Source organism: Halopseudomonas litoralis (assembly GCF_900105005.1).
Lineage (GTDB): Bacteria > Pseudomonadota > Gammaproteobacteria > Pseudomonadales > Pseudomonadaceae > Halopseudomonas > Halopseudomonas litoralis.
Genome location: NZ_LT629748.1, coordinates 359,294 through 383,477, shown reverse-complemented (window position 1 = coordinate 383,477; position 24,184 = coordinate 359,294). Strand labels below are relative to the sequence as shown.

Below are 24,184 nucleotides of genomic sequence, written 5' to 3'. Positions count from 1 at the left end.
GTTGTCATACACATGGCGGCAGGAACCAGGTGGGCACCGCCAATACCAGGGTGGCGAAGGCCGACAGAAAATAGAGCGCCGCCGAAGTGCGCGCAATGAAACGCCGGTTCGGCTGGGTATCATCCGGGGTGACACGGGCACAGCGCCAGGCCGCCACGCCCAGCAACACAGTTACCAGCAGCGTGGAGAACCACAACAGGGCATTGAGCCAGGTCAGCGCTCCTTGGGCGGGATCGGGCGGCACCAGCTCGCATGCGACCGACAGTCCGCCGTAGAGCACTACGAACCAGATGGCCCAGACCGTCAGGCCGATGATCAGATGCAGAGGATGCCAGGGCGGGATAGTCATGGGCACTCCTTACCAAGCCATCGGCAGCAGGATGAAAGCAGCAAAGCTGAGCCAGAACACGCCCAGCGTATAGCTCCAGAACGGCTGCAACACCAGCGGCTCATAGGGCAGATGCGCACCCACATAACCACAGCGCACACGTACGGCCTGCATGGCGGTCAATATCGCCGCCAAGGCACCGTGGAATAATAGATAGCCCAGCATCACCGCCAGCACCGCGTCGTGCGCCGAGCTTGTCGGCGACAGGTCCGCAGCCAGTGCCAGCCATGTCAGCAGCACCACATGCGCGAGCCCCATGGCGGCAACAAGCCACAGACCCGATTGCAGCCGTGCGGTTACTCCTCGGCGCAGCTGTCGGGTCAACCATTGGAAAGTCACCACCGCCAGGCTCAACAGCACGCCGCTGGCCAGTAGCGGCGTCCACGCCAGCGGCCCTTGCTCCGGCGCATGCCATTGCGGCGCGGCGGTCCATAGATAGAACCAGCCGAACAGCAGCGAGGCGTAGAGCGAGCCGTTGGCCATCAAGGTCACCAGCATGCCCCAGCGCCCTGGCCCATCGAAGGTCCGTGAATGCAGTGGCGGGTCCACCGGATCATCCTCGTGTACCGGCGCCGACTGCGGATGCGCTCCGTTGACCCAACTCCAACGCAGCATGATGACGGCAGCGACCACCGCCGAGCCGAGGGCAAGCCAGTAGAACTTGGTCAGCAGACTTAAACAGACCACCGCCAGTATCAGCCCGGCTTGCAATGGAATCCAGGAGTTGGTCGGCAAATGGATAACCTCGCGCACGCGCCCGGTGACGGCGTCCGAGCCCCAGGTTTCCCGCCGTTCGTGGCGAATGAAGGCCATGGCGTGCTTGCCCTCTTCTATCTCGAACGGCAACTGTGGGTTGTGCCACAGCGGATGGCGGCTGCGAATATCCGGCAAGCTGATGAAGTTGTAGGTGGTTACCGGCATGGCGACCGCCCACTCCAGCGTGTCCGCACCCCAGGGGTTACGCGGAGCGACGCGACCGAAACGGAAGTGTAGAAAAATATCCAGCAGGAACATGGCAATACCAATCGCCATCACGAAGCCGCCAATGGATGACAGCAGATTGAGCCAGTCCCAGCCCAACCCCGCCTCATAGGTATACACCCGGCGCGGCATGCCCAGCAGTCCGGTCAGGTGCATCAGCAGGAAGGTCATGTTGAAACCGATGAACACCAGCCAGAACGCCCAGCGTCCCAGCAAGTCCGATGGCATGCGTCCGGATACATGGGGCATCCAGTAATACAGACCGGCGATCAGCGGAAACAGCATGCCGCCGACCAGCACGTAATGCATGTGCGCCACCACGAAATGGGTGTCATGCACTTGCCAATTGAACGGCACCAGCGCCAGCATCACCCCGGTCAGCCCCCCCGCCACGAAGATGATCAGAAAACCAAGAATCCACAGCATCGGCAGATTCCATACCACCCGCCCGGTCCAGAGCGTGGCCAGCCAGGCGAATATCTGGATCGCGGTGGGGATTGCCACCAGCATGCTGGCCATGGAGAAGAACGCCTGCGCCAACTGCGGAATACCCACCGTGAACATGTGGTGCACCCAGAGCCCGAAACTGATGAACCCCATGACAATGACCGCCAATACAATCCAGCGGTAACCGACAATTGGCCGACGGGAAAAGACCGGAATCAGGGTCGAAACGATACCAGCCGCCGGCAGGAAAATGATGTATACCTCCGGATGGCCGAACAACCAGAACAAGTGCTGCCACAACAACGGATCACCACCGCCGGCCACGCCGAAGAACACCAGGCCGGCAGCCCGCTCCAGTTCCAGCAGAATACTGCCAAGAATCAGCGGTGGAAAACCGAAGACGATCATCAAGGCCATCGCCAGGATGTACCAGCAGAAGATGGGCATCTGCCGCAGGCTCATACCATTGGTCCGGGTGCGCAAGATGGAAATAACCAGTTCGATCGCCCCGGTCATCGAGGAAATTTCGACAAAGGTAATACCCAGCAACCAGAAATCCGATCCCGGACCGGGCGAAAAGGTGCTGCTGCTCAGCGGCGTGTACATGAACCAGCCCGAGTCCGGTGCCATGCTCAGAGCCAGACTCGAAAGGATGATCAGCCCACCGAACAGATAACAGAAGTACCCCATGGCACCGAGCCGCGGAAATGCCAGATCGCGGGCACCGACCATCTTCGGGATGAGGTACATCGCCACCCCTTCCAGAATCGGAATGGCGAACAGGAACATCATCAAGGTGCCATGCATGGTGAACAGCTGGCTGTACAGTTCAGGCCCGACGATATCCTGCTCCGGCAAGGCCAATTGGGTACGCATGAGCATGGCCAGCACACCACCGACCAGGAAGAAGAATAGCCCGGTGACGATAAAGCGCAGCCCCACTGACGTGTGGTTCACTGCTGCCAACTGACCAATACCCGGCAGGTTGGACCAGACCCGATCAAAGTCTTCATGCAGCTGCGCGTTATGTTTCTGCTCTTCACTCATCAGCCGTTGCTCCTTCCAGCCAGGCGTCAAACTCGTTAGGTGCATGGGCCCGTACGGTGAATTTCATATGTGCATGACCGGTACCGCAGAACTCAGCGCACTGGCCGTGATACACGCCCGGCTCATCCGCCTGCAGGCGCAGCACGTTGGTGCGCCCCGGCAGCATGTCCAGTTTTCCGCCCAACCGGGGTACCCAGAAAGCATGGATGACATCCTCACTGGTCAGGTGCAGATCCACCGGCATGCCCGCCGGGATGTGCAACTCATCGCGCAATCGGATCTCGCTGCCCGGGTAGTTGACATCCCACCACCATTGCCGCGCGGTAACATCGATGCGCAGCGGTTCACCCTCTGCCAGCGGCAAGGGCAACATGCGATGCCCGATGGGAATGCCGAACGCCAGCAATACGGTGATACTGGCAATCGGCAGAATCAACCCGCCGCCGATGACCCAGCGATTCTGGATGCGCTGCGCCTGCTCATTCGACACCTCACCCGGCTGCCGACGCAGGGCATGCAGCCACAGCAGTACCAACACGATCAGCGTTATCACAGAGAACCCGGCCATCGCCCACCACAGGCCGGCAGCCCCGGCGGCAGAAGGCCCGGCCGGGTCCAGAGCCGAATAGGGTCCACTGCAACCTGCCAACAGCATCGATAGGCCGACCCCGGCGCAGGATGCTACGCTTGAGGGACCTTGTCGGCTGCAGGCCGGTGCATTTTCATTAACAGGAGTAGCCACTGCATGATGTCTGAGTCCATCGCCAGCAAGATGTCGATTGGCGGCCATCCGATCCATCCCATGCTCATCCATTTCCCCGTCGCCGCGCTGATCGGGTTGATCGGCACGGATATCGGCTATGTACTCACGGGCGACCAATTCTGGGCTCGGGCCGGCCTCTGGCTGGCCGGGGTGGGCACCGTCGGCGGCTGGATATCGGGGACCGTCGGCCTGCTGGATCTGCTCATCGTGCGCAAGATTCGCCGGCTGATCACCGCCTGGTGTCATGCGGTCCTGGCGGTGATGCTGTTGTCGCTGGCCTCGCTGAATTGGCTGATGCGTATTGGTGAGGCCGATGCGGCCATTCTGCCGTGGGGACTGTTCCTGTCGGCACTCAGCGGTCTGGCGATCGGCGCCACCAGCCTGCTCGGCGGCCAACTGGTCTATGACCACGCCGTTGGGGTGGACTTCGAAGAAGCGCCGGAACCGACTCAGCCGGAGTGAATGACTGCGCTGTCGCGACATGGGTTTCATAGCGGCAGCTCTACTGATGGTTTGGCCAACACCAGCCAGAGAATCAGTGAAAAAAGCGTACATATCAGCATCGCAGCAGTGATGCACCAGCCACGCAGCGGATGCTCTGCCTTCTGTTCCATCTTCAGTACCAGCAACCCCACTCCAACGTGGCAGACCACCAACGCGGTCACTACCGTGAGCTTGGCCACCAGCCAGCCGTCCACAGTGCCATCGACCACGAACACCAGAGTGCCGGCGATGATCGCCAGCAGCGCAGCGGGCGTCGCGATACGAGTAAAGACGAAGCGTTCGATCGAGTTGTGGGGGTTGATACGCACTTCCACCGGCGAACGGCGAGCTTCATGACCGGCAATCAAAGCCGGCAGATACAACAGTGAGGCCACCCAGAACACCAGGGCGATGATATGCAGCACCAGAAACCAGAGCATTCGGAGTCAACTCCTGTCATCTCACGAGTCAGTGAACCTGGCCGGGAAGCGAGGCTGAGGAGACGGTTTGGAATTGTTCAACGCCTCCCTGAAATGTCGGACAACGGGAGTCGGTGGTTGGTGCCAGCGAATTTGGCGTAGGACGTTGCAGGAAGTTACAGGCGTTGGGGAAATGGAAGGCATTCTCGCTCAGAGCGTGGAACGATCAAGTAGGGAGCCAGCACTCGGTTTTGATGGCTCCCACGCTCTGTGTGGTAGCCCGCGCCGTGGACGCCCCTGCGTCCGAACTGGCAGCCAGCACCGCGGTGGGATTGGGACGCAGAGCGTGCCTGCATGCATTCCCACGCGGAGCGTGGGATCGATCGGTAAGCAGTTTGCCGCGGCACACGGGCGCAGATTACAGCGGCTTGCCCCGATTACCATGGGCAGCAACGAACTGCTGGATATCGGTGAGGCTGTTCGGCAACACGGTGCAGCGCTCCGCACGCTCGAACAGGTCTGCCAGATGCGCCGGCAATTGCGGCTCATCCAGACCGGCCTTGCGCACCGCTTCCGGGAACTTGACCGGATGCGCCGTACCCAGGGTGATCATCGGCGTGCTCATGCTGCGACGGCATTCGCGCGCCGCGTGCACACCAATCGCCGTATGCGGATCAAGCAGTTCGCCGCAATCACGGTACACCTCGGCGATAGTCGCGCAGGTCGCTTCGTCATCCACCGCCAGCGAGTCGAACAGACGACGAGTCTCGGTCCAGCGCTCGTCTTCCACTGACAACTTGCCGGTCTGCTTGAAGCTCTCCATCAGCTCCTTGACCAGGGCGCCGTTGCGACCATGCATATCAAACAGCAGACGCTCGAAGTTGGACGACACCATGATGTCCATCGACGGCGACAGGGACGGATGCAGCGTGTCCTTGTCGTAGCGATTGCCGCTCATGAAGCGGTGCAGGATATCGTTACGGTTGGTGGCCACCACCAGCTGGCTGATCGGCAGACCCATGTTGCGCGCCAGATAACCGGCAAAGATATCGCCGAAGTTGCCGGTCGGTACCGAAAACGCCATGGAACGCTGCGGGCCACCCAGCTGCAGGGCAGCATGGAAGTAGTAGACAATCTGCGCCATGATCCGCGCCCAGTTGATCGAGTTGACCGCGACCAGCCGGTTGCCCTTGAGGAAGCCCTGATCAGCAAAGCTGTTCTTGACCATCTCCTGGCAATCATCGAAGTTGCCTTCGATGGCGATGTTGTGGATGTTGTCACCGGCGATGGTGGTCATCTGCCGGCGCTGCACGTCGGACACCCGGTTGTGCGGATGCAGGATGAAGATATCCACGCTCTCGCAACGGCGGCAACCTTCGATGGCGGCCGAACCTGTGTCACCCGATGTGGCGCCGAGAATCACCGCACGCTCGCCGCGCTTGGTCAGGAAGTGATCCAGCAAGCGACCCAGCAGCTGCAGGGCAAAGTCCTTGAATGCCAGCGTCGGGCCGTGGAACAGCTCCATCACCCATTCATTGGCATCCAGTTGACGCAACGGCGCAACCGAACTGTGCGCGAACGCACCGTAGGTATCCTTGAGGATCGCCTTGAAGTCGGCATCGGAAATGCTGCCGGCAACAAAGGGGCGCATCACATTGAAAGCCAGTTCGTGGTACGGCAGGCCAGCCCAGGAAGCTATCTCTTCCTGAGTGAAGCGTGGCAGGTTCTCGGGGACGTACAGGCCGCCGTCTGACGCCAGACCGGCAAGCAGTACGTCTTCAAAATTCAGGGCCGGCGCCTGGCCGCGGGTGCTGATATAACGCATTTGTCCAAACCTTTGGTTTGAGCGTCAAGCTTCACGCTTGCCGCTGATTAATCCAATTGTTCAACCCGGATCCGCATCAGCGGCCCGGCCACTTCATCCAGTGCTTCCATCGCGGCGATGGCATCGTCCATGCGCTGCTCGCGGACGCGGTGAGTGAGGATGATGATCGGCACCAGACCGTCCTGCTCCTCGACTTCCTTCTGCATGATCGATTCGATATTGATGCCGCGCTCGGACAGGATGCTCGCTACCCGTGCCAGTACGCCGGGGCGGTCCTGGGCCTGCAGACGCAGGTAGTACGCAGTTTCCACCTCGCCAACTGGCAGGATCGGCAGATCCGACAACACATCTGCACCGAAAGCCAGGTGCGGTACGCGACAGTCCGGAGTAGTAGCCAGAGCACGCGCCACGTCGATGATGTCTGCCACCACCGCCGACGCAGTAGGCTCGGCACCGGCGCCCGCGCCGTAATACAGCGTCGAACCAACCGCATCTCCATTGACCATCACCGCGTTCATCACGCCATGCACATTGGCCAGCAGACGGTCAGCGGGAATCAGTGTCGGATGCACGCGCAGCTCGACGCCCTGCTCGGTGCGTCGGGCAATACCCAGATGCTTGATGCGATAACCGAAGGCTTCGGCGTAGTTCACGTCAGCGGTGGTCAGCTTGGTGATGCCTTCGGTGTAAGCCTTGTCGAACTGCAGCGGAATACCAAAGGCCAGCGATGCCAGAATGGTCAGCTTGTGCGCTGCATCGATGCCTTCCACGTCGAAGGTCGGATCGGCTTCGGCATAGCCCAGCGCCTGCGCTTCAGCCAGCACATCGGCAAAGGTCCGGCCCTTGTCACGCATTTCAGTGAGAATGAAGTTGCCGGTGCCATTGATGATGCCCGCCAACCACTGTACGCGGTTGGCCGCCAGCCCTTCGCGCAGCGCCTTGATGATCGGGATGCCGCCAGCGACGGCCGCTTCGAACATCACCATGACCCCTTTCTCGCGTGCGGCAGCAAAGATCTCATTGCCATGCACAGCGATCAGCGCCTTGTTGGCAGTGACCACGTGTTTGCCGTTGGCAATCGCCTGCATGACGATTTCCAGCGCCAGACCATAGCCGCCGATCAGCTCGACGACAACATCGATCTCGGGGTTGTTGACCACGGCAAAGACGTCATCAGTGACCTGAGTATCGTCACCGACATTGCAGGCTGGGTTCGGGTGCCGGGTGGCAATCTGGACAACCTCGATCACCCGTCCTGCCCTGCGGGCAATCTCCTGTGCGTTGCGTTGCAGAACATTGAACGTGCCACCACCAACGGTGCCCAGACCACATATACCTACTTTGACCGGTTTCAAACTAAGGTCCCCACTGTATTCTCTGTGTTGTGATGGATGCTTCGAATCCGCTCATTCACGGATGAAGATCTTATTTGTTGGCAATAGCCTCTGCCGCCAGATCCCTGGCCGGCTTATACCCTGGCACCAGTGAGCCATTGGCCATGAAGATAGCCGGGGTGCCCTGCACGCCAACCTGAGCTCCCAGCGCATACTGCTCATCTACCGGGTTATCACAGGTTGCCGGTGTCACCGACTTGCCCTGTTTGGCACGGGTCATCGCGGTCTGCCGATCGTCGGCACACCAGATCGACTGCATGACCTCGGCGGTCTTGCTATTGGCGCCTGCACGGGGGAAGGCCGCATAGCGCACCTCGATTCCCAACCCGTTCAGCTCGCCGATTTCCTCATGTAACTTGCGGCAGTAGCCACAGTCCACATCGGTGAATACGGTGATGTGTGTTTTCGGCTGCTCGGCAGCAAACACCACCAGCTCATCGGCCGGAATACCATTGATCACCTCACTGATGGCCTTGGCCTCGACCTCAGCAGTCAGATTGCGCGGCTGCCCATCATTCACGGCGATCAGCGCACCCTGCACCAGATACTTGCCGTCACCACTGCCATAGAGCACGCGACCGTTGTCCAGCTGGATCTGATACAGATCATTGATCGGCGTCTCGGAAATCGCCGAAACTGCCATCGGAAAATTCAGCTGGTCCAGACTCTGGCGGATGCTCTGCTCCGCATCAGCCCAGGACTGTGTCGCGCACAGCGCCAGCAGGCCGGCCGTCAGGTATTTCAGTCGCATTAATCAATCCTCTTGAAGACGAGCAAGCTTATCATGAAACGGTTTTCTCACCCACGGGGATGATGACTGGCATGCAGCTCACGCAGCCGATGCCGCGCGACATGGGTATAGATCTGCGTGGTGGACAGATCACTGTGGCCGAGCAGCATCTGCACCACCCGCAAGTCAGCGCCATGATTGAGCAGGTGCGTGGCAAAGGCATGCCGCAGAGTATGCGGCGACAGCGCACTGCGGATACCCGCTTGCTGCGAGTGCAGCTTGATCCGGTGCCAGAAGGTCTGCCGGGTCATCTCCCGCGCCTGACGACTGGGGAACAGCACATCACTGGGCTGGCCCTTGAGCAACGCCGGACGCGACGCGGCACAATAGCGCTCGATCCAGGCCAGCGCCTCTTCCCCGAGCGGCACCAGGCGCTCCTTGTTACCCTTGCCGTTAATGCGCAGTACGCCCTGACGCAAGTTCACCTGATCCAGCCGCAAACCAACCAGCTCGCTGACGCGCAAGCCGCAGGCGTACAGCACTTCCAGCATGCAGCGGTCACGCAGTCCCAGGCTGTCATCGATATCCGGCGCCGCCAGCAAGGCTTCCACATCCGCCTCGCTGAGTGAGTCCGGCAGCGGCCTGCCGAGCCGCGGCATGGCTATATCCAAGGTTGGGTCTTCAACTATCAAACCTTCACGCAGCGCATGCCGATAGAAACCGCGCAGACAGGACAGCAAACGGGCCGTGGAGCGCGCCTGATAACCGGAGTTGATGCGCCAGGCCAGATGCTCCATCAGGTCCGGCCGACTGGCCTTGTACAACCCGCCCCTCCCCTTCAGCCAACCGGCCAGCAGCGAAAGATCAGTGCGGTAGGCATCCAGCGAATTGGCTGCCAGACCGCGCTCCAGCCACAGGCTGTCCAGATAACGGCCAATGGCGCGCAGATCCTCTTCGCTGGGCAGGCAGGGTGCGGGCGTATTCATGCGGGTCTCGGACAAGTTCGTCCGACATCATAGAGGCTTTTGTCGCAGGCAACAAAAACCGCCCGCCGAGACCTTCACGTAAACGTCACTCACACGTCCAATTTTTTGCCTTCCTTGATCAGCCCTTCCCGCTGCGGCGGTATGGCATAGGTGCCAACAACGTGCGCCACCGGATCACTCGAGCCTTCCGAATACAACGACACCTCACCCACCGCGAGCAAGCGCCCCACCTTGATGAGCTTGCATTCACCGAGAATGCGCGCATCGGCAGAAGGTTTACGCAGGAAATTGACGGTCAGGCTGGTGGTGACCGCCAATGGCACTATGCCGATCTCGCCGAGAATGGCCACATACAGTGCAACATCAGCCACCCCCATGAGAACCGGGCCCGACACAGTCCCGCCCGGACGCAGCTCATCCGACCCGACCTTATGTGACACGGTTGCCCGGCCATCACCAACGGCCTCGACTATGCATTTGCTTTGGGGGAACTCCGCGGCCATGAAGGTCGCTATTTCTTGTTTTGTTGCGGACATCGGCTTGCTCCCGGAGATCAGGCTCCACTGAGGATGTAAGGTGTTAAGTATGCCGAATGAGCATAGAGCCTTTAGCGGAGCCGGAACAGGGGCCGCTTATCCGGGAGGTTCTGAGCACAACGGGTATCTGCCGGGCCTTCTAGTCCGGCGTAGCCAAATTGCGCCCCTCAACGATTGAGTGGAGCCGTGAGCGGGTTTCAATGATGCGCCAACCCATCTCGGTCAGCCGATAGCGGTCTTCATACTGCCCACCGAGCTGACGGGTAAGACCGGTCTGCGCATCCAGATTAAAATAGTACAAAGCCCATCGACCGCGCGCCTCGGTCGCCGACTCCAGAACGATTTCCGGATTGGCCCCGTGGTGCAGATCGATGACATTCGGCTGACAGGCCAGACGCGTATAAAGCGCCATGAAGCTGTCGCGATCATGGAATACGCCGAGCACGCCGTAATCGATCAATATAGGTCCCGGCGCGAAACACTCGCGGATCTCCTCCACATCCTTGCGATCACAGGCATTGAGATATCGGTGTTTGAGTTGCTGAATCTGTTCCAGCGCCTCGAGTTGCTGCAGGCGCTGCTCCAGCACCGCCATGCTTGCCTGTTGCATGCTTGCCTATCCCCTATCCGATCCGTGCCGGGTGTACGGGCACCGGCCCACCCAACTGTTGTCGCATTGACGCCGGCCGGCGCTGCTCGGTATCCACAATGCCGTAGCGCGCGGCCTGCTCCGCGGTAATCAGCGTCTGCCCGCTCAACTGCGCCAAGGTCGGGTCATTCAATAGCGCGTGAATGACACCACCATTGAATTCAGGCGTTTCCGCCTGCGCCAGGAAAGCTGAATAATCCACACCACTTCCCGCTCCGACCAGCGCGCTGCGCTCGGTGTGTTGCAAGCCGAGCCACAAAGACAGCGCAGCAACCTGAGTGCCCTCCAGGTCCACCGCCATGTCGGCGGCCAGCTTGTCGCACCCAGCCTTCTGCGCGCCATAGGCCGGGCCATGCATATAGCAATTGGCCCCGTAGGACGAAATAAAGGTGATCAGACCCCGCGGGGATTTGAGCAGCAGCGGGACAGCGTAATAGCTGGCGACATAAGCCGAACGCAGGCCCACATCGAGCATATCCACCATGCCCAGGTCCTTCTCCCAGAAAGGACCTGGAGAGACCAGCTGGTAATGGAGAAAGGTCGCATTATTGACCAGCAGGTCGAGCCGCCCCTGCTCCGCCTCGACCCGCTCGAACAGCCTGACTACCTGGGCATCATCGGCATGATCGCAACGAACCGGAATACCGCAGCCGCCGGCCGCAGTCACGAGCGCCGCCGTCTCCTCCAGATTGCCGCCCAGCACCTGGCCATTGACCTGCTCCTGGCCCTGACCACTGAGCGTTCGCCCCGTGACATACACCGTCATCCCGGCCCGCCCCAACGCGACCGCAATCCCTCTACCCACACCCCGGCTGGCCCCAGTGACTACTGCAATATCCGCCTGCATCGACGCCATGCAACTGCTCCCGTGAAAGAAGTTCAGCCTCTGTTCTATAGCTTGATAGCAGTAATGACATCGTCTGTCCGGACGACAGATCGCCACCGTGCTGCGTTGCAATACTTCTTTTATCGCCCCCGATTCAGGCGATGTTCAACCAGCTCATCGACCACGCCCGGATCGGCCAGCGTCGAGGTGTCCCCCAGGGTATCCAGCTCATCACAGGCGATTTTGCGCAGGATACGTCGCATGATCTTGCCGGAACGGGTTTTCGGCAGGCCGGTGGTCGGTTGAATGAAGTCCGGTCTGGCAAAGGCGCCCACTTGCTCGCTGACGGCTACTTTCAGCTCGGCCATCACCTCATCGGTCAGGGTCACCCCTTTCATCGGCATGACATAGGCGTAAATGGCCTGGCCTTTGATGTCGTGCGGGCAACCGACCACCGCTGCTTCAGCGACGTAATCGTTTAACACCAGCGCGCTTTCCACCTCGGCGGTGCCAATGCGGTGGCCGGAGATATTCAGCACATCATCCACGCGACCGGTGATCCAGTAATCACCGTCGGCATCGCGCCGAGCGCCGTCACCAGTGAAGTAGACACCCTTGTAGGTGCTGAAATAGGTTTCGATCAACCGGTGATGATCGCCGTAGACGGTGCGGATCTGGCTCGGCCAGGACTGCTTGATCACCAGGTTGCCGTCCGCTACGCCGTCCAGTTCATTGCCCTCGTTATCCACCAGTGCGGGTACCACACCGAACATCGGGCGCATGGCGGCGCCGGGTTTCAGGCCACAGGCACCCGGCAGCGGAGCGATCAGGATGGAGCCGGTTTCGGTCTGCCACCAGGTGTCGACGATCGGGCAGCGGCTGTCACCGACCACCTGGTAATACCATTCCCAGACCTCCGGGTTGATGGGTTCTCCGACACTGCCAAGCAGGCGTATGGATTCACGCGAGGAACTCTTGACCGGCTCTTCACCCAGCGCCATGAGCGCGCGGATGGCGGTGGGCGCGGTATAGAAGACGTTGACCTTGTGCTTGTCGACGACCTCCCAGCAACGTGAGGCAGTCGGGTAGGTCGGGACACCTTCGAACATCAGCGTGGTGGCGCCGTTACACAGGGGACCGTAAACGATGTAGGAGTGACCGGTGACCCAGCCAACGTCGGCGGTACACCAGAAGACTTCGCCGTCGTGGTAATCGAACACATAATGATGGGTCAGCGCGACGCTGACCAGATAGCCGCCCGTGGTATGCAGAACACCCTTGGGCTTGCCGGTGGAGCCGGAGGTGTAAAGGATGAACAGCGGATCTTCACTGTCCATGGGTTCAGGTGTGCATTCCTTGCTGACCTGGGCGCAGGCTTCGTGATACCAGACGTCCTTTTGTTCGTCCCAGGCAACGTCCGCACCGGTACGCTTGACGGTCACTACGGTGTGCACGTTGGGGCAGGCGGTCAGCGCCTTGTCGACATTCTGCTTGAGCGGGACTGTCTTGCCGCCACGTACTCCCTCGTCGGCGGTGATCACCACGTCGCATTCTGCGTTCTGAATCCGATCGCGCAGCGCTTCAGGGGAGAAGCCACCAAATACCACCGTATGCACGGCGCCGATACGGGCGCAGGCCAGCATGGCAAAGGCCGCTTCGGGGATCATCGGCATGTACAGGCATACGCGGTCGCCCTTCTTGACGCCACGCTCCTTGAGCACGTTGGCTAGCCGGCAGACTTCTTCATGCAGCTCGCGGTAGGTGATGTAGCGGGAGTCGTTGGGGTCGTCGCCTTCCCAGATAATGGCCGTCTGATCCGCACGTGTTTTCAGGTGACGGTCAATGCAGTTGACGCTGACGTTGAGCTTGGCATCAACAAACCAGGCGGCTTCGCCTTTTTCCATGTTGCTCTCGTGGACCTTGCTCCAGGGCTGCATCCACTCGACGAAGCGGTTGGCCTGTTCAGCCCAGAACATGTCCGGCTGTTCGATGGACTGGCGGTACATGCGCTCATAGCCATCCTGGTCCAGATGGGTTTGACGGAGCTGATTCTCGGATACCTTGTGGTTCTGAATCTTGTACATGGATCTTCCTCTATTATTATCTTCATTAACTAGCGAACTGATTTATCCGAACCTCGTTACGCATACAGCGCACAGAAGCCGTCACTGAAGGGATTGTCATCAAACTGTGCCGAGACCTTTGGCCGACCGAGATTCAACGCACGATTTCAGGCTCCTGCTGCAACCATGCCAATGCAGCAGCTATCTGCTTTGGAGCAACTGACAAGCGCTGCGCCAACGAGTCAACACCGGGCTCTATTGGCTCGGCCCTGATTGCCTTGAGCAAACTGACCACCTCAACTCCGGCTACAAAACGTACTCCACGGGGGTGCGCCATTGTGACCAGCACTTCTCTTTCGACGATCAGACCATCCTCCACCACTGGCGTAGAAACCACCTGAGCGTATGAAGCTGCGGATAACCCCTGGCTGACAGCATTGATTGTTTTCTGGCGATTGCACCAGAACGTCTGCTCCGGCCACCGCGTCTCACCCAGATAGAACTCGGTTGCCATATCCAGCCGCTGGTGAAAGAGCGATTGCGCTCGCTCGCGATAAAAACGGCAAGCAAGCTCCTCCTGATCCGGCCTTGTAAGCAATGTGTTGATCGTTGGCGCGGCAGCGAAGGCTCCAGAGATAGCCTCGTACATTCCATGCCCGGATAGCGGATCACAGCTATATGCGGCATCGCCCACTCGCAGAAAAGTACGGTCGATGAGCCCACCACGGAGCACCGGCTGAATCCCTCGAGACATCACCGGACCCAACGGCAAAAGCGGGCCCAATTGCTGCGGAATCAAACTCAGGTGAGGGCGCAACCGCTCATGCAAGTCATTCAGGGGGGCATCCAGACAAGCATGATCTATTATCAGTTGCAGGCTGCAGGCCCCTTGAGAATCGATGGTTGCCCAGGCCCAACCTTCTTCAAAGGCCTCAGTCAGCGTGCGGGGTTCGCCACCTGCCCGCCCCTGAAAACTGCCGATCAGAGCTATGCTGAGAGGACCAGTGTATATATCCGATGCATACTTGGGCGCGTTGCGGCCACGAGCCTCTACCAGAAAGCCCGCCTTGAATTTGACCGACTCTCCACTGTCACCTTCCGCAGTCCCCTGCCAATGCTCCCCCTCCCATGAAAGACTCAGTACCCGTGCGTCGACAAAGCTCACGCCAGCATCCGCCAGATCACCAAGCAGAGCCTCATCCAGCGAACGTCGATCAATGACATGCTCACCGTTAATCTCACGATACTCACCGCCCCATGCCGCCCCTCGCTGCCAGCGTGCCCCAAGTAATGCCAGCGCCTGCCGGCATCCCACACGCGCCAGCCCTTCTGCAACCCGAGGCGAAGCGCCTTCCAGATAAGTAGTTCGCCGGGCTTTCCCCACGACCAGAACCTCATACCCCATCCGCTTGAGAATAATAGCGGTGACAACCGCAGCCGGACCGGCACCCATTACCACAACTTGCTTCATATTGTTTTCTCCAGGCGGCGGCGAGGCAGTAACAACGCACCCAGTAACATCGCGATGAAACCACCCCATACCAGCGATACCAGCGGATAACGGCGTACCACTACCAGAGTTTCGTCAGTTGTGCTCACAACATCAGAGGCTGACATAAGCCCCGCTGAAGCTGGCACCCATACCTGGGTGTCAGCCAACCAGCTACGGATGATGAAAGGGTGCAACATGTATCCGGGGTCACCCGCATGCCGGGCATAGCGGTAATCCAGAATCTCACAGAGCTGGCGTACCGGCCCTTGGTAGCCCGGAGGCAACTGGCGAGCATCCTGGAAGAGTGCCTGGCCCTGCACTACCTCATGATCGTGCCTGATCTCAACCTGCGCCACGGCACGAAAACCCGAGTAATCCGAATGACTGGACGCAGGCAGCACGCGCACTTGCATGTCCTCTGTCATATAACGCCATTGCCCCAATGCCTCACCATCTTGCAACAGGATCGGCAGATAGCTATTCAGAGCTGTTGCGGCCAAGCCACCGACCAGCGCAACGACAGCACCACCATGAATCAGCGCGAGGCTACCCGTGAAACGAAGCGTACCAAGCCGGCGGCTACGCCAGACACTGATAACGCACCACAACAAGCAGGCAAGCAGCAAGAACAGTGCGGCAGCCAGAGCAGCATCGAACCACGGCAGTACCCTGACAATATGCTGGGACAGCACCCCTCTGCCCGTGTAATGCTCAGTCAGCCAACCTCCCTGCCATGCCAGAAACAGACAGATAGCCACGGCGAACACGGTCCCGAAGCCAGCCAAGGTGGGGAACAACGCCCGGCGCAGGAAGGTGTACCCACCGACCAACCCCATAACCAGAAGAGGGGGCAACAACCAGCGTGCCAGTGCATAACCATCCATGTCCCACTGCGCAAACGCCTGTTCAAAACGGGCAATTTCATTGGAATCGGCCCACCGGCTCAGCGTCTCGAAGAAAGGCTTCTGTTCATCTGTCTTTTCAATCTGCAGCCATTGCCGCAGATGAGCCTGCATCAGCGCCACAGCAGCCAGCATTGCCATTGCTGAAAAGCTCAGCACCGACAGGCGCAGTGTCCAGTCTAGCCGCTTGCTTTTCTGCTCCTGGCTGTTCTGCCGGCGACGCCACGAGAAGCACAAGGCACAACAGAGAAACAATAACGCCAGCGATAAATGATTCAGCCAGGAAGTGGTACCGATATAACGATGAGAACTGGCCAGCACCTCGCTCCGGGTTACAGCCATGGCCATACAGGTGCTAGCTGCCAGCAACAGGCTGAGTACCGGCAATACGCGGCCAAAGGTGCCGGTATCACGCCAACGTCGCACCCCATGCAGAATCGCGCCGAGCAGCGCCCAGACGATGAAGATACTGGTCTGTACCGGATCCCAGTGCCATAGCTGACCGAAGGTAAAGTCCTGCAGAGCCCAGATCATGCCGAAGCCTATCCCGGCGGTAAGCAACCACCAGGCACGACGACCGTATACCAGCGCTTTATTTGCGTAACCGCTGGGCACCGCTCTCAGCGCCTGGATAGCCGCCCCAACAGGGGCCAGCGTCCAGGCGTATGCAGCCAGGATCAGTGGCGCGTGCAAGACCATCCATATACTCTGCAAGTGCGCGTTCATGCCCTGACTGGACTGAGCTGCAAGCCACTCCTCCGGCGTCGCGGTGAACGGCCCGAACCAGGCGGCACTGGCCACGTACCAAGCGGCGATCAGCCCGCTGCTGCTTCCCTCAAAACCAGGATAATCGACATGGCGCATAGCTGCCGGCATGATCAATAGCGCCAACAACAGTATCGTGCCCTCGTCCCCACCCCACAGATTGGCCAGCTTCAGGTAAGTTGGAAGCGCTTCACTACTGTAAAGCCAGACGTAACGAACACCGAAGCTATCCGTAGCCAGCAGCAACATCAGGGCCAGGCAACTGCCGACAAGGGCACCCGTTGCTGCTCGCCAGGCAATAACACGCCAACCCGGCACGAGCGTACCCCACACCAGCAGCACTGCCACCCCCGCGAGTAACGCGTTTCCAGCGCTCGGAGCCAGGAAAATCATCAGGCAGAAGCCCGCAGTCACCAACAGGGGCATCACACGCTGACAGCTCTTCATCCTCTGCGCTCCTCGACACCCACGTAATGCGCGGTCTGGCGCAGGTACGCCGGTATCTGTGAAGACGGAATGCCTTCGCGGGCAATAATGTGTGCAACCAGACCAGACACCCGGGCACAAGCAAAACTGGAGCCACCACCGTGTTCCGGCTGGCCCGGCACCAGCATCGGACAGGCACCCAAGTCTGCGTGGGCTTGTCCCAGCCAGGAAACTTCGTCAACAGCACAACGCGCATCGCCGGTTACTGCCAGACACTCTGGCAGCGCCGCCGGGAATACAATCCCACCAATAGCCGGTGCCGAGGCGACCAGGAGCCTCCCCCTAGCCGCCGCCCGCCGGCAGGCGTCATGCAGGAGCACAGCAGACCCGGCGAGTCCAAAGCTCATATTGATTACTTGTGCCCCCTCCTCCACCAGCCAGTCAAGCGCCTCGGCAACCCGCGATACTGGCGAACGGCCCTGATTGTGGAAAACCTGCGCTATCAGCAACTCGGCTTCCGGACACGACTGCAGAATAAGCCTGGCCAGCCTGTTGCCATGTCCGACACTGTCCGGTTGAGCCGGGGCATTACCCGGTAGGCCGTCGAAACGACGCGATACCCGAACATGACCGTATAGCGCTTCACTAACGCCGCTGTCGATGATGCCGATACGAACGCTCATGAAACGCTCTCCACGGTCTGACCATGATCAAGCGCCACAACGATATCGAAGCGCTCATCGCTGAGAGCCCTGTGGCTGATGAATATCCGTGTTCGTCCTGCGAACAACAGATCGATTTTCTGATGGATTTGCTGCTCCAGATGCAGCTCGAGTCCGGTGGTGCTTTCATCAAGGATCAAAATGTCCGGCCGCAGCAAAATCGCCCTGGCCAACGCAACACGCTGCCGCTGCCCCCCAGACAGACGCATACCCCGCTGCCCCACATCGACTTCAAGATCCTCAGCAAACTCATTCAGACCCGCAGCCTTTGCCGCCGCCAACACTTCCTCGTCGCTTGCCTGGTGGCATCCGTAGCGAATGTTCTCCAGTAGATTGCATGAGAACAGCTGGGTCTCCTGAGACACCACCACTACCCTGCTTCGCAGCTGCTGCAGGTCATGGTGACGCATGTCTTCTCCATCCAGCAGAATACGCCCGTGCTCGGGGTCGAAGTGGCGTTGCAGCAGGTCGACCAGTGTCGATTTTCCAGCCCCCGAGGCGCCGCGGATTACCACTCGGCTACCCGCCGGGATATGACAGTCAAGCGTTTTAAGGATGGTTATCCCGGTGCCGGGATAACCGAAGCTCACGCCCTCCAGTAATAGATCTCCAGGCCCTTTCACAGCGACGCGCAGCGCAGCATCCGGCGATTGCACTGCAGGGCGCTCAGCGGAAATCTCACGGACACGTGCTAGGCTGACGCGGGCACGCTGATAAGCAACATACAAACCCATAAGCGATTGCGCGGGCCCACTGGCCCGCTGCATATAGGTGACAAAGGCGATCAGCGTACCCAGGGTCATGCTCCCTTCGCCAATACGATACCCGCCGACCAGAAACACCACGCTGATACTCAACGAGAGCACCAAGCCTGGCACAGCTCCAGCCAGGTACCCGACCACCTGCAGGCGCAAAGTGGCCATGCGCAGTGAGTCATGCAGCGTCCCCAGACGCTCACCCTCGCGGCGCTGGCCATTGAAGGACTGCACACACTTGGCCATGCCGAGAATCTCTACGAAGAAGGCCGCTATATCGGAGCCGCATTCGCGCGCGACGCGCGTCAGACGTTCGATACGGGGACGAATGAAACGCAGAAAAAGCGCATTAAGAGTCAAAACCACCAATAACAGTACAACCAGCTCACTGCTCATCCATGCCAGAATGAGAACCGAGCCAATCAACAGAAAGCTGTTATTGACCAGGCTCAGCAAGGAATCGATTATGAAGCGTTGCAGCTCACCGATATCACCTTCGAGACGTGCATGGATGTCGCCCTGTCGAACCCGCGTATAAAAGTCGGGAGAAAGCCGCAGCAAGTGAGCAAACATGGCTTCGCGTATACCGTGCAATACCAGCGCGGAAGCCTCGACATATAGATAACGGGTCAGCCCCCCCAGCAAGGAAGAGACCAAGGCCAGCCCCACTAGGGCTGCTACACTCCAGATCAGGAAATCAAAACGCTTGGCGAGGATACCATCGTCAATCAGCAGTTTGGTCATATAAGGTTGTGCCAACCCGCCAGCTGCCACCAGCAACGAAAGCATCAGGATCAGCATGAATCGGCGCCAGTGGGGGGCAGCAAAGGTCATTACCCAGCGCCACATGTCTCCGTCACTTTGTTGGGAGGGCATGCCAAGCGGCATGCCCTCCCCCCGAGCAGAAAAAAGACGCATGCTAGCGATTCAGCGCTGCACCATGCGAAGGGAACTCAGCACCTGATCCCCCTCGCTGATGACGATCTTGCCTTTCGATTCCAGCGTTTCACTGTCATAGATTGCAATTTCATTCACCGTACCGCCGATGTACAACTCTTTGCCATCACTCGATACCTGAACCGTATAAAAAGTACGATCCAGATCTATACGCTTGAGCATCTCACCCGTGTCTATATCCGTTTTGGTCAACTGGGTGTAGGCTGTGTAAGCCTCGTTACGCCGAACCGGGTTGATAACAGTCGAAAAGGGCATCACCAAAGGCGCCTCGAATTCGCTGAAACGTACCGTATCCTTGGCCAGATCCAGGGACCAGACACCCGCTTTTATCGAGGTTTCACCATTCTCGTCGGTATAGTTGATGAAGTACGGAGTGGCGAACTCGTTTGCCTGCTCGAACTGCGGTGACACCGACAGCGTATCCGGCTCACCAAAGCCTTCGCGCGTCCAGCCTTTCCAGGGGTGCATGCCAATCTGTTCGCCAGTTTGTGGGTCGAGTACGAGCATATCCCAGCTGAAAGCATACAGTCGTTCGTAATCCGGTGAGTAGGCCAGAGTAGTGGTTCTACGCGGTGCATCCAATTTACGCACCGGTACAGCTCCCACTCCGTCGCTGGTATCATAGATGGCGATATAGGTATCCAGCACCTCGTATTCCGCCAGCTTCAGACGTGTCGGGTTGACATGTACTGCCAGCTCCTTGCCGTCCGGGCTGACATCGATAGCAAAGTGAGCCTTGCCACGTATTCCCGGAGAGGAAAGCTCGGCACGAAACACTTCTTCGCCACTCTCCAGGTCAATACCGGATACCGTTTCCCAACGGTTATGGATCATGTAGGCTACCTTGCCATCCTTGGAAACCGTCAGTCCAGCAACACTGGTCCCCTGCGCCGTGTTGGGGATTGTATGAGTCTTGTATACCTCTCGGGCTTCCACATCTACGACAATCACCTTGTCTGGGCGTGCCGCAGTGACCAGATAGTCCTTCGTATCAGCCACCGCCATCTGAGTCAGGAAACTCAAACCCAGCCCTGCACCACCCAGTAACAAGCCGCTATACAAGCGCGAATACTTCTTATTGTTCATTATGATTCCCTCTTGGCCTAGCAGCGCAGACTGCTCAGGCCGAATACGTTGGCGTGGCTTACTTGGGGAAGACCGATTGCAGGTCAGCCCAATCCTCCATCGCTGCGTCCTTCCCGGCTCCCCAGTCTGTGTAGTTATGTAGCGTGTCCGGAACCTGTGCCGGCCACCAGCAGGGATCAGCACAACCATAAAGGTCAGCTTCCATTGGCTGACACAGACCGGCTACGCCGAGGAATGGGTCAACTTCCCAACCTGGGTCGAAGGTAGTCGAGCAGCCAACCACCGCTGCCATGGCTACGACCTCCTCGGTATCGCCACTTTCCATCGCCACCTCGACCAGGTGAGCTTTCATGTTTAAAGGCTTCATATGGTTCATAGCTGGACACTCCGAGTGCTCAGATGCTTTTTGAAGAACTGGGGATTCTTCTGCAGAATCTCCGCATAGATCTCGATGCCGAAATCCACCCACTCCCGCATCAGATCGCAGTAGTGATATGTTGGCGATAGCGGATCTCCGAAGTGCGCATAAGATTCGTGATAACAGCCACCCGCGCACAAATTGCGGATACGGCAGGTCGAGCAACCCTTATCAACGCGACTGGTAGCACTCTCCAGAAAGCTACCCAGCGCTTCTTTGGCTATGCCATCATCGACGTTGCCAAAACGCGGCATATCGGAACCGGTAAAACGATGACAGAGGTTCAGGTCACCGTCGTGATCCACCGCCAGCAGGCCAACACCGGCCCCACAGGGCAGTGCCTTTTTGCGTCCTTCGTACAGGTCGCTCATCAACTGATGCATATTGGAGAAACCATTGTTGCGTCCCTCCAGTGCGGCATCACGATAATCCCGACCCAATGCCATCATCCCATCGAAGACTTCGCGCAATTCGTCACTGCTCAGATTGAACACCGTCACTGGCCCAGAAGTAGCGGGCGCAACACCGACTTCAAAAAAACCGAGATCGTATTTCAGATGCTCATGGATGGCTTGTACGTCGGTATAGCCAGCCGTCAAGGTGACACGCACACCTACCGGTTTCGAGCGGTAACGCTCAAGGAGCATCCGTGCCTTGGCAGCAACTACCGCATAGGTACCTTGGCCGCTGACGGTAATACGTCGCCGGTCATGTACCGCCTGCGGCCCATCCATGCTGATTGAGATGCCGAAACGGTGACTATCCAGATAGTCGACAATATCTTCAGTAAGCATTGTGGCGTTGGTGGTCATCGAGAAATCGACCAGCTTGCCCTCCTCCGCACAACGCCGCTCTGTGTACTCAACGGTCTGCTTGATCAAGGGCAGATTGCTCAAGGGTTCACCGCCGAAGAAAATCACATTCAGCCGGTCATTGGGAGCACCTTCCTTCAGCAACAATTCTATGCTCTTGCGGGCCGTCTCGAAGTTCATCCGTACGCCCTTGGTAGGGACAGCAAGATCCTCTTTGTAGCAGTAGGTACAACTCAGGTTGCAGCCCGTATTGACGTTCAAAACCACGGTACTGATTGGAAACTGACGGATCTCTACCTTCATTCCAGGATCCGGCATACCCGGTTCGTCGCCAATAATCGACAGCTCACGAAAACTATCCAGCGTCTGCGTGATATCCGCCGATGCAGCCTGACCGTCGAAACGCTGCTGCACACCATCCAACGTTATCTGCTCGTTCTCTTTGAGAAAGTCGATCAGAGACCCACCCAACTCATCCAGTTCAAACAAACCGCTGGACGGGATATGAAACAGCACCCGACGCCCTTCCAGCTTGACATCGTGAAAACTATAACGATTTAAATAAAGCGCACTCATAGCGTCGCTCCTGGTTTATCAACGGATGTGTGGGTCGTTCCAGCGCTGCACTGTCACCACGAAAGGCTTACTTGCCTCGACAGCACGCCCGGCATCATCAACCACCGCGGTCACCTTCAACTCACCGGTATTATTAGTGCCGTACTTGCGCTTAGGATTGGGGCCAGCATCACCAGGAATAAATAGGCCACCCGGCTGCAGGTTACCGGCGAACTCGACATCCCGCATTTGCATGGCATTCTCATTCAGGTTGTCAACCGACCAGGTAGCCGGGAAATAGCCAAGACGAATATCATCATCCGTACCCTGCTTACCGTCCGGCCCGTAGGCATAGCCCACGCTTTCAAACTGCACGGGAATCTTCGGAACCGGGCCACCGTTCCCTCCAATATGAGCCATGGCCTCACCCGGCTCTATCTTCAGAAAGTCAACCTTCTGATAGAGTGCCAAACTCTGCTCCAAACCAGCTTTGCCCACGCCCACAGCACGCATACCCTCCTCAGCACCAGCAGCAGCACGCGCCTCAATAATCACTTTGTCTGCGGAGCGCTCAATAACCTTCACCACCTCAATGCCGGAGCCCAGATTTATATCACCGGACAAATTGTTGCCGTACAGGGTGACACGCTGCATCGTACCTGCACGGATATGGCTTGGATCAACTGCCAGCAGCTGTGTGGGCGAATCCGGACCATTACGTACGGCCTGCAAATCACCGCCGAGGGAGTTCACTCCAGCCTGATGCCAACGGCCCGACAACGTCTGGCCGTCCGGTGAAAGAGTGAACACCTGACGAACCTCTTCATCACCTTGCTTGACGGTGGCACGCCACTCATAACCGGTATAGACAACCGCATTACCCTGCGCGCGCTCCTTGCGACCATCGGCATATGTCAACTGCATATCCAGTTTATAATGATCGGCGACGTCATCTGCCTCGATAGTCGCCACCCCTTCATAAGCCCCCCAACCTGGACGATGGCCTACGATGCGCCAGGAACCTTCCGCACTGGCGTACTTATGCTGCTGCCACTGCTTCCAGCTGTCAGATATATTGGGATAGAGCTTGCCGAGAATTGGCGGCACTTCCTTGGACGCGATCTCCCACCAATTACGGTCTCGACCACCAGCCTGAATCTCAATGACCGGATACTGGCCGACGTGGAAGTGGGCGAGCTTGCGCCAGTCGTCTTCGGTACGGCGCTGCAGAGCAATGCGCCCCTCGGAGTGGCAACGACCGCAGGTCTCGTGGACCAACTTGTTATCGGGGGTTTCTATCAGTGTAAAATCACGTTCCAGCAGGTAACGGCGATCCGCAGTTTCCTCCGGTGCCAAACCACGGGTATCAGCCAGATATTTCACCAGCGTCTGTCGTTCCTCTGCAGAGACCCTGACTCCATGTGCCACGATCATTCGCTCGATGGTCATGTCCCAACCTTCGGGCGTACGACGGGAGGCATCGATCCGATCCAACCCTTTACCTTCGACGGGAACATGACAGGCCATGCACTTGGTGTTGAGCAAGGCTTTGGCGTCGGATACTGGGTCGGCATTGACCAGCCCGGAGGCAACTACTGTCGCTATACATAGCGCCAGCGGTCGCAGGAGTGTTAAACATGCACTTTGCGCACGCATTGTTAGCTCCCTAATTTATTATTAGCAGGTGTAGTAGTAGTTAGGGCCGACTGTGGCTATGGGCCAAAAGGCCCACTCAAGGTTCAGTCAGTGACGTATTA

The 24,184-nt window shown here is 58.6% G+C and carries 21 protein-coding genes; 1 reads left to right on the top strand and 20 read right to left on the bottom strand.

The window, feature by feature from the left end:
* Nucleotides 1–4 precede the first annotated feature (4 nt).
* The 3 genes from BLU11_RS01970 to coxB are packed head-to-tail and all read right to left on the bottom strand — an operon-like array spanning nt 5 to nt 3,518.
* Complete coding sequence (locus BLU11_RS01970) at nt 5–349, bottom strand: hypothetical protein (RefSeq protein ID WP_090271805.1); 345 nt, start codon at nt 347–349, stop codon at nt 5–7.
* A 9-nt stretch (nt 350–358) separates the two neighbouring features.
* Nucleotides 359–2,863 carry a cytochrome c oxidase subunit I gene (gene ctaD / locus BLU11_RS01965; protein ID WP_090271804.1) on the bottom strand — a complete coding sequence of 835 codons (2,505 nt, stop codon included), beginning with the start codon at nt 2,861–2,863 and terminating at the stop codon, nt 359–361.
* Nucleotides 2,856–3,518: a cytochrome c oxidase subunit II gene (coxB, locus tag BLU11_RS01960; RefSeq protein ID WP_090271803.1), complete on the bottom strand. Its 663-nt coding sequence runs from the start codon at nt 3,516–3,518 to the stop codon at nt 2,856–2,858. The genes ctaD and coxB overlap by 8 nt, the downstream gene beginning before the upstream one ends.
* Before the next feature lie 90 nt (nt 3,519–3,608).
* Between coxB and BLU11_RS01955 the strand changes: the two genes are divergently transcribed.
* Nucleotides 3,609–4,088 (top strand): DUF2231 domain-containing protein, encoded by a 480-nt coding sequence (locus tag BLU11_RS01955; protein WP_090271802.1) that lies wholly within the window; start codon nt 3,609–3,611, stop codon nt 4,086–4,088.
* Between the two features lie 26 nt (nt 4,089–4,114).
* On the opposite strand, the gene BLU11_RS01950 is transcribed toward BLU11_RS01955, so the two are convergent.
* From BLU11_RS01950 to peaA, 17 genes are all read right to left on the bottom strand, one after another.
* Nucleotides 4,115–4,549: a CopD family protein gene (locus BLU11_RS01950; RefSeq protein WP_090271801.1), complete on the bottom strand. Its 435-nt coding sequence runs from the start codon at nt 4,547–4,549 to the stop codon at nt 4,115–4,117.
* Nucleotides 4,550–4,946: 397 nt separating this feature from the next.
* Nucleotides 4,947–6,353: a threonine synthase gene (gene thrC / locus BLU11_RS01945; RefSeq protein ID WP_090271800.1), complete on the bottom strand. Its 1,407-nt coding sequence runs from the start codon at nt 6,351–6,353 to the stop codon at nt 4,947–4,949.
* 47 nt (nt 6,354–6,400) lie between these two features.
* The gene (locus BLU11_RS01940; protein ID WP_090271799.1) at nt 6,401–7,708 is read right to left on the bottom strand and encodes a homoserine dehydrogenase; all 1,308 of its coding nucleotides are present in this window, start codon (nt 7,706–7,708) and stop codon (nt 6,401–6,403) included.
* A 70-nt stretch (nt 7,709–7,778) separates the two neighbouring features.
* Nucleotides 7,779–8,498 carry a bifunctional protein-disulfide isomerase/oxidoreductase DsbC gene (gene dsbC, locus BLU11_RS01935; protein WP_090271798.1) on the bottom strand — a complete coding sequence of 240 codons (720 nt, stop codon included), beginning with the start codon at nt 8,496–8,498 and terminating at the stop codon, nt 7,779–7,781.
* A 47-nt stretch (nt 8,499–8,545) separates the two neighbouring features.
* Entirely contained in the window at nt 8,546–9,463 is a 918-nt protein-coding gene (gene xerD / locus BLU11_RS01930) for a site-specific tyrosine recombinase XerD (RefSeq protein ID WP_090271797.1), read from the bottom strand.
* 89 nt (nt 9,464–9,552) lie between these two features.
* Nucleotides 9,553–9,999 carry a PaaI family thioesterase gene (locus BLU11_RS01925; protein WP_090271796.1) on the bottom strand — a complete coding sequence of 149 codons (447 nt, stop codon included), beginning with the start codon at nt 9,997–9,999 and terminating at the stop codon, nt 9,553–9,555.
* A gap of 139 nt (nt 10,000–10,138) precedes the next feature.
* Nucleotides 10,139–10,609, bottom strand: a complete 471-nt coding sequence (locus tag BLU11_RS01920; protein ID WP_231702254.1) for a nuclear transport factor 2 family protein — start codon at nt 10,607–10,609, stop codon at nt 10,139–10,141.
* A gap of 13 nt (nt 10,610–10,622) precedes the next feature.
* Nucleotides 10,623–11,504 carry an SDR family NAD(P)-dependent oxidoreductase gene (locus tag BLU11_RS01915; RefSeq protein ID WP_231702253.1) on the bottom strand — a complete coding sequence of 294 codons (882 nt, stop codon included), beginning with the start codon at nt 11,502–11,504 and terminating at the stop codon, nt 10,623–10,625.
* 110 nt (nt 11,505–11,614) lie between these two features.
* A complete protein-coding gene (acs, locus tag BLU11_RS01910) occupies nt 11,615–13,558 on the bottom strand; it encodes an acetate--CoA ligase (RefSeq protein ID WP_090271795.1) in 1,944 nt (647 codons plus the stop codon).
* Nucleotides 13,559–13,691: 133 nt separating this feature from the next.
* Nucleotides 13,692–15,008 (bottom strand): flavin-dependent monooxygenase QhpG, encoded by a 1,317-nt coding sequence (qhpG, locus tag BLU11_RS01905; protein ID WP_090271794.1) that lies wholly within the window; start codon nt 15,006–15,008, stop codon nt 13,692–13,694.
* Entirely contained in the window at nt 15,005–17,143 is a 2,139-nt protein-coding gene (gene ccsA, locus BLU11_RS01900; RefSeq protein ID WP_090271793.1) for a cytochrome c biogenesis protein CcsA, read from the bottom strand. Before ccsA ends, qhpG begins: the two co-directional genes overlap by 4 nt.
* Complete coding sequence (qhpE, locus tag BLU11_RS01895; RefSeq protein ID WP_090271792.1) at nt 17,140–17,805, bottom strand: subtilisin-like serine protease QhpE; 666 nt, start codon at nt 17,803–17,805, stop codon at nt 17,140–17,142. The genes ccsA and qhpE overlap by 4 nt, the downstream gene beginning before the upstream one ends.
* Complete coding sequence (locus BLU11_RS01890) at nt 17,802–19,448, bottom strand: ABC transporter ATP-binding protein (protein ID WP_172828657.1); 1,647 nt, start codon at nt 19,446–19,448, stop codon at nt 17,802–17,804. Before BLU11_RS01890 ends, qhpE begins: the two co-directional genes overlap by 4 nt.
* A 78-nt stretch (nt 19,449–19,526) precedes the next feature.
* Nucleotides 19,527–20,642: a quinohemoprotein amine dehydrogenase subunit beta gene (gene peaD / locus BLU11_RS01885; RefSeq protein WP_090271790.1), complete on the bottom strand. Its 1,116-nt coding sequence runs from the start codon at nt 20,640–20,642 to the stop codon at nt 19,527–19,529.
* A gap of 58 nt (nt 20,643–20,700) precedes the next feature.
* Nucleotides 20,701–21,018 carry a quinohemoprotein amine dehydrogenase subunit gamma gene (gene qhpC, locus BLU11_RS01880; RefSeq protein WP_090271789.1) on the bottom strand — a complete coding sequence of 106 codons (318 nt, stop codon included), beginning with the start codon at nt 21,016–21,018 and terminating at the stop codon, nt 20,701–20,703.
* A complete protein-coding gene (gene peaB, locus BLU11_RS01875; RefSeq protein ID WP_090271788.1) occupies nt 21,015–22,448 on the bottom strand; it encodes a quinohemoprotein amine dehydrogenase maturation protein in 1,434 nt (477 codons plus the stop codon). The genes qhpC and peaB overlap by 4 nt, the downstream gene beginning before the upstream one ends.
* 18 nt (nt 22,449–22,466) lie before the next feature.
* Nucleotides 22,467–24,083, bottom strand: a complete 1,617-nt coding sequence (peaA, locus tag BLU11_RS01870; RefSeq protein WP_090271787.1) for a quinohemoprotein amine dehydrogenase subunit alpha — start codon at nt 24,081–24,083, stop codon at nt 22,467–22,469.
* Nucleotides 24,084–24,184: the final 101 nt, after the last annotated feature.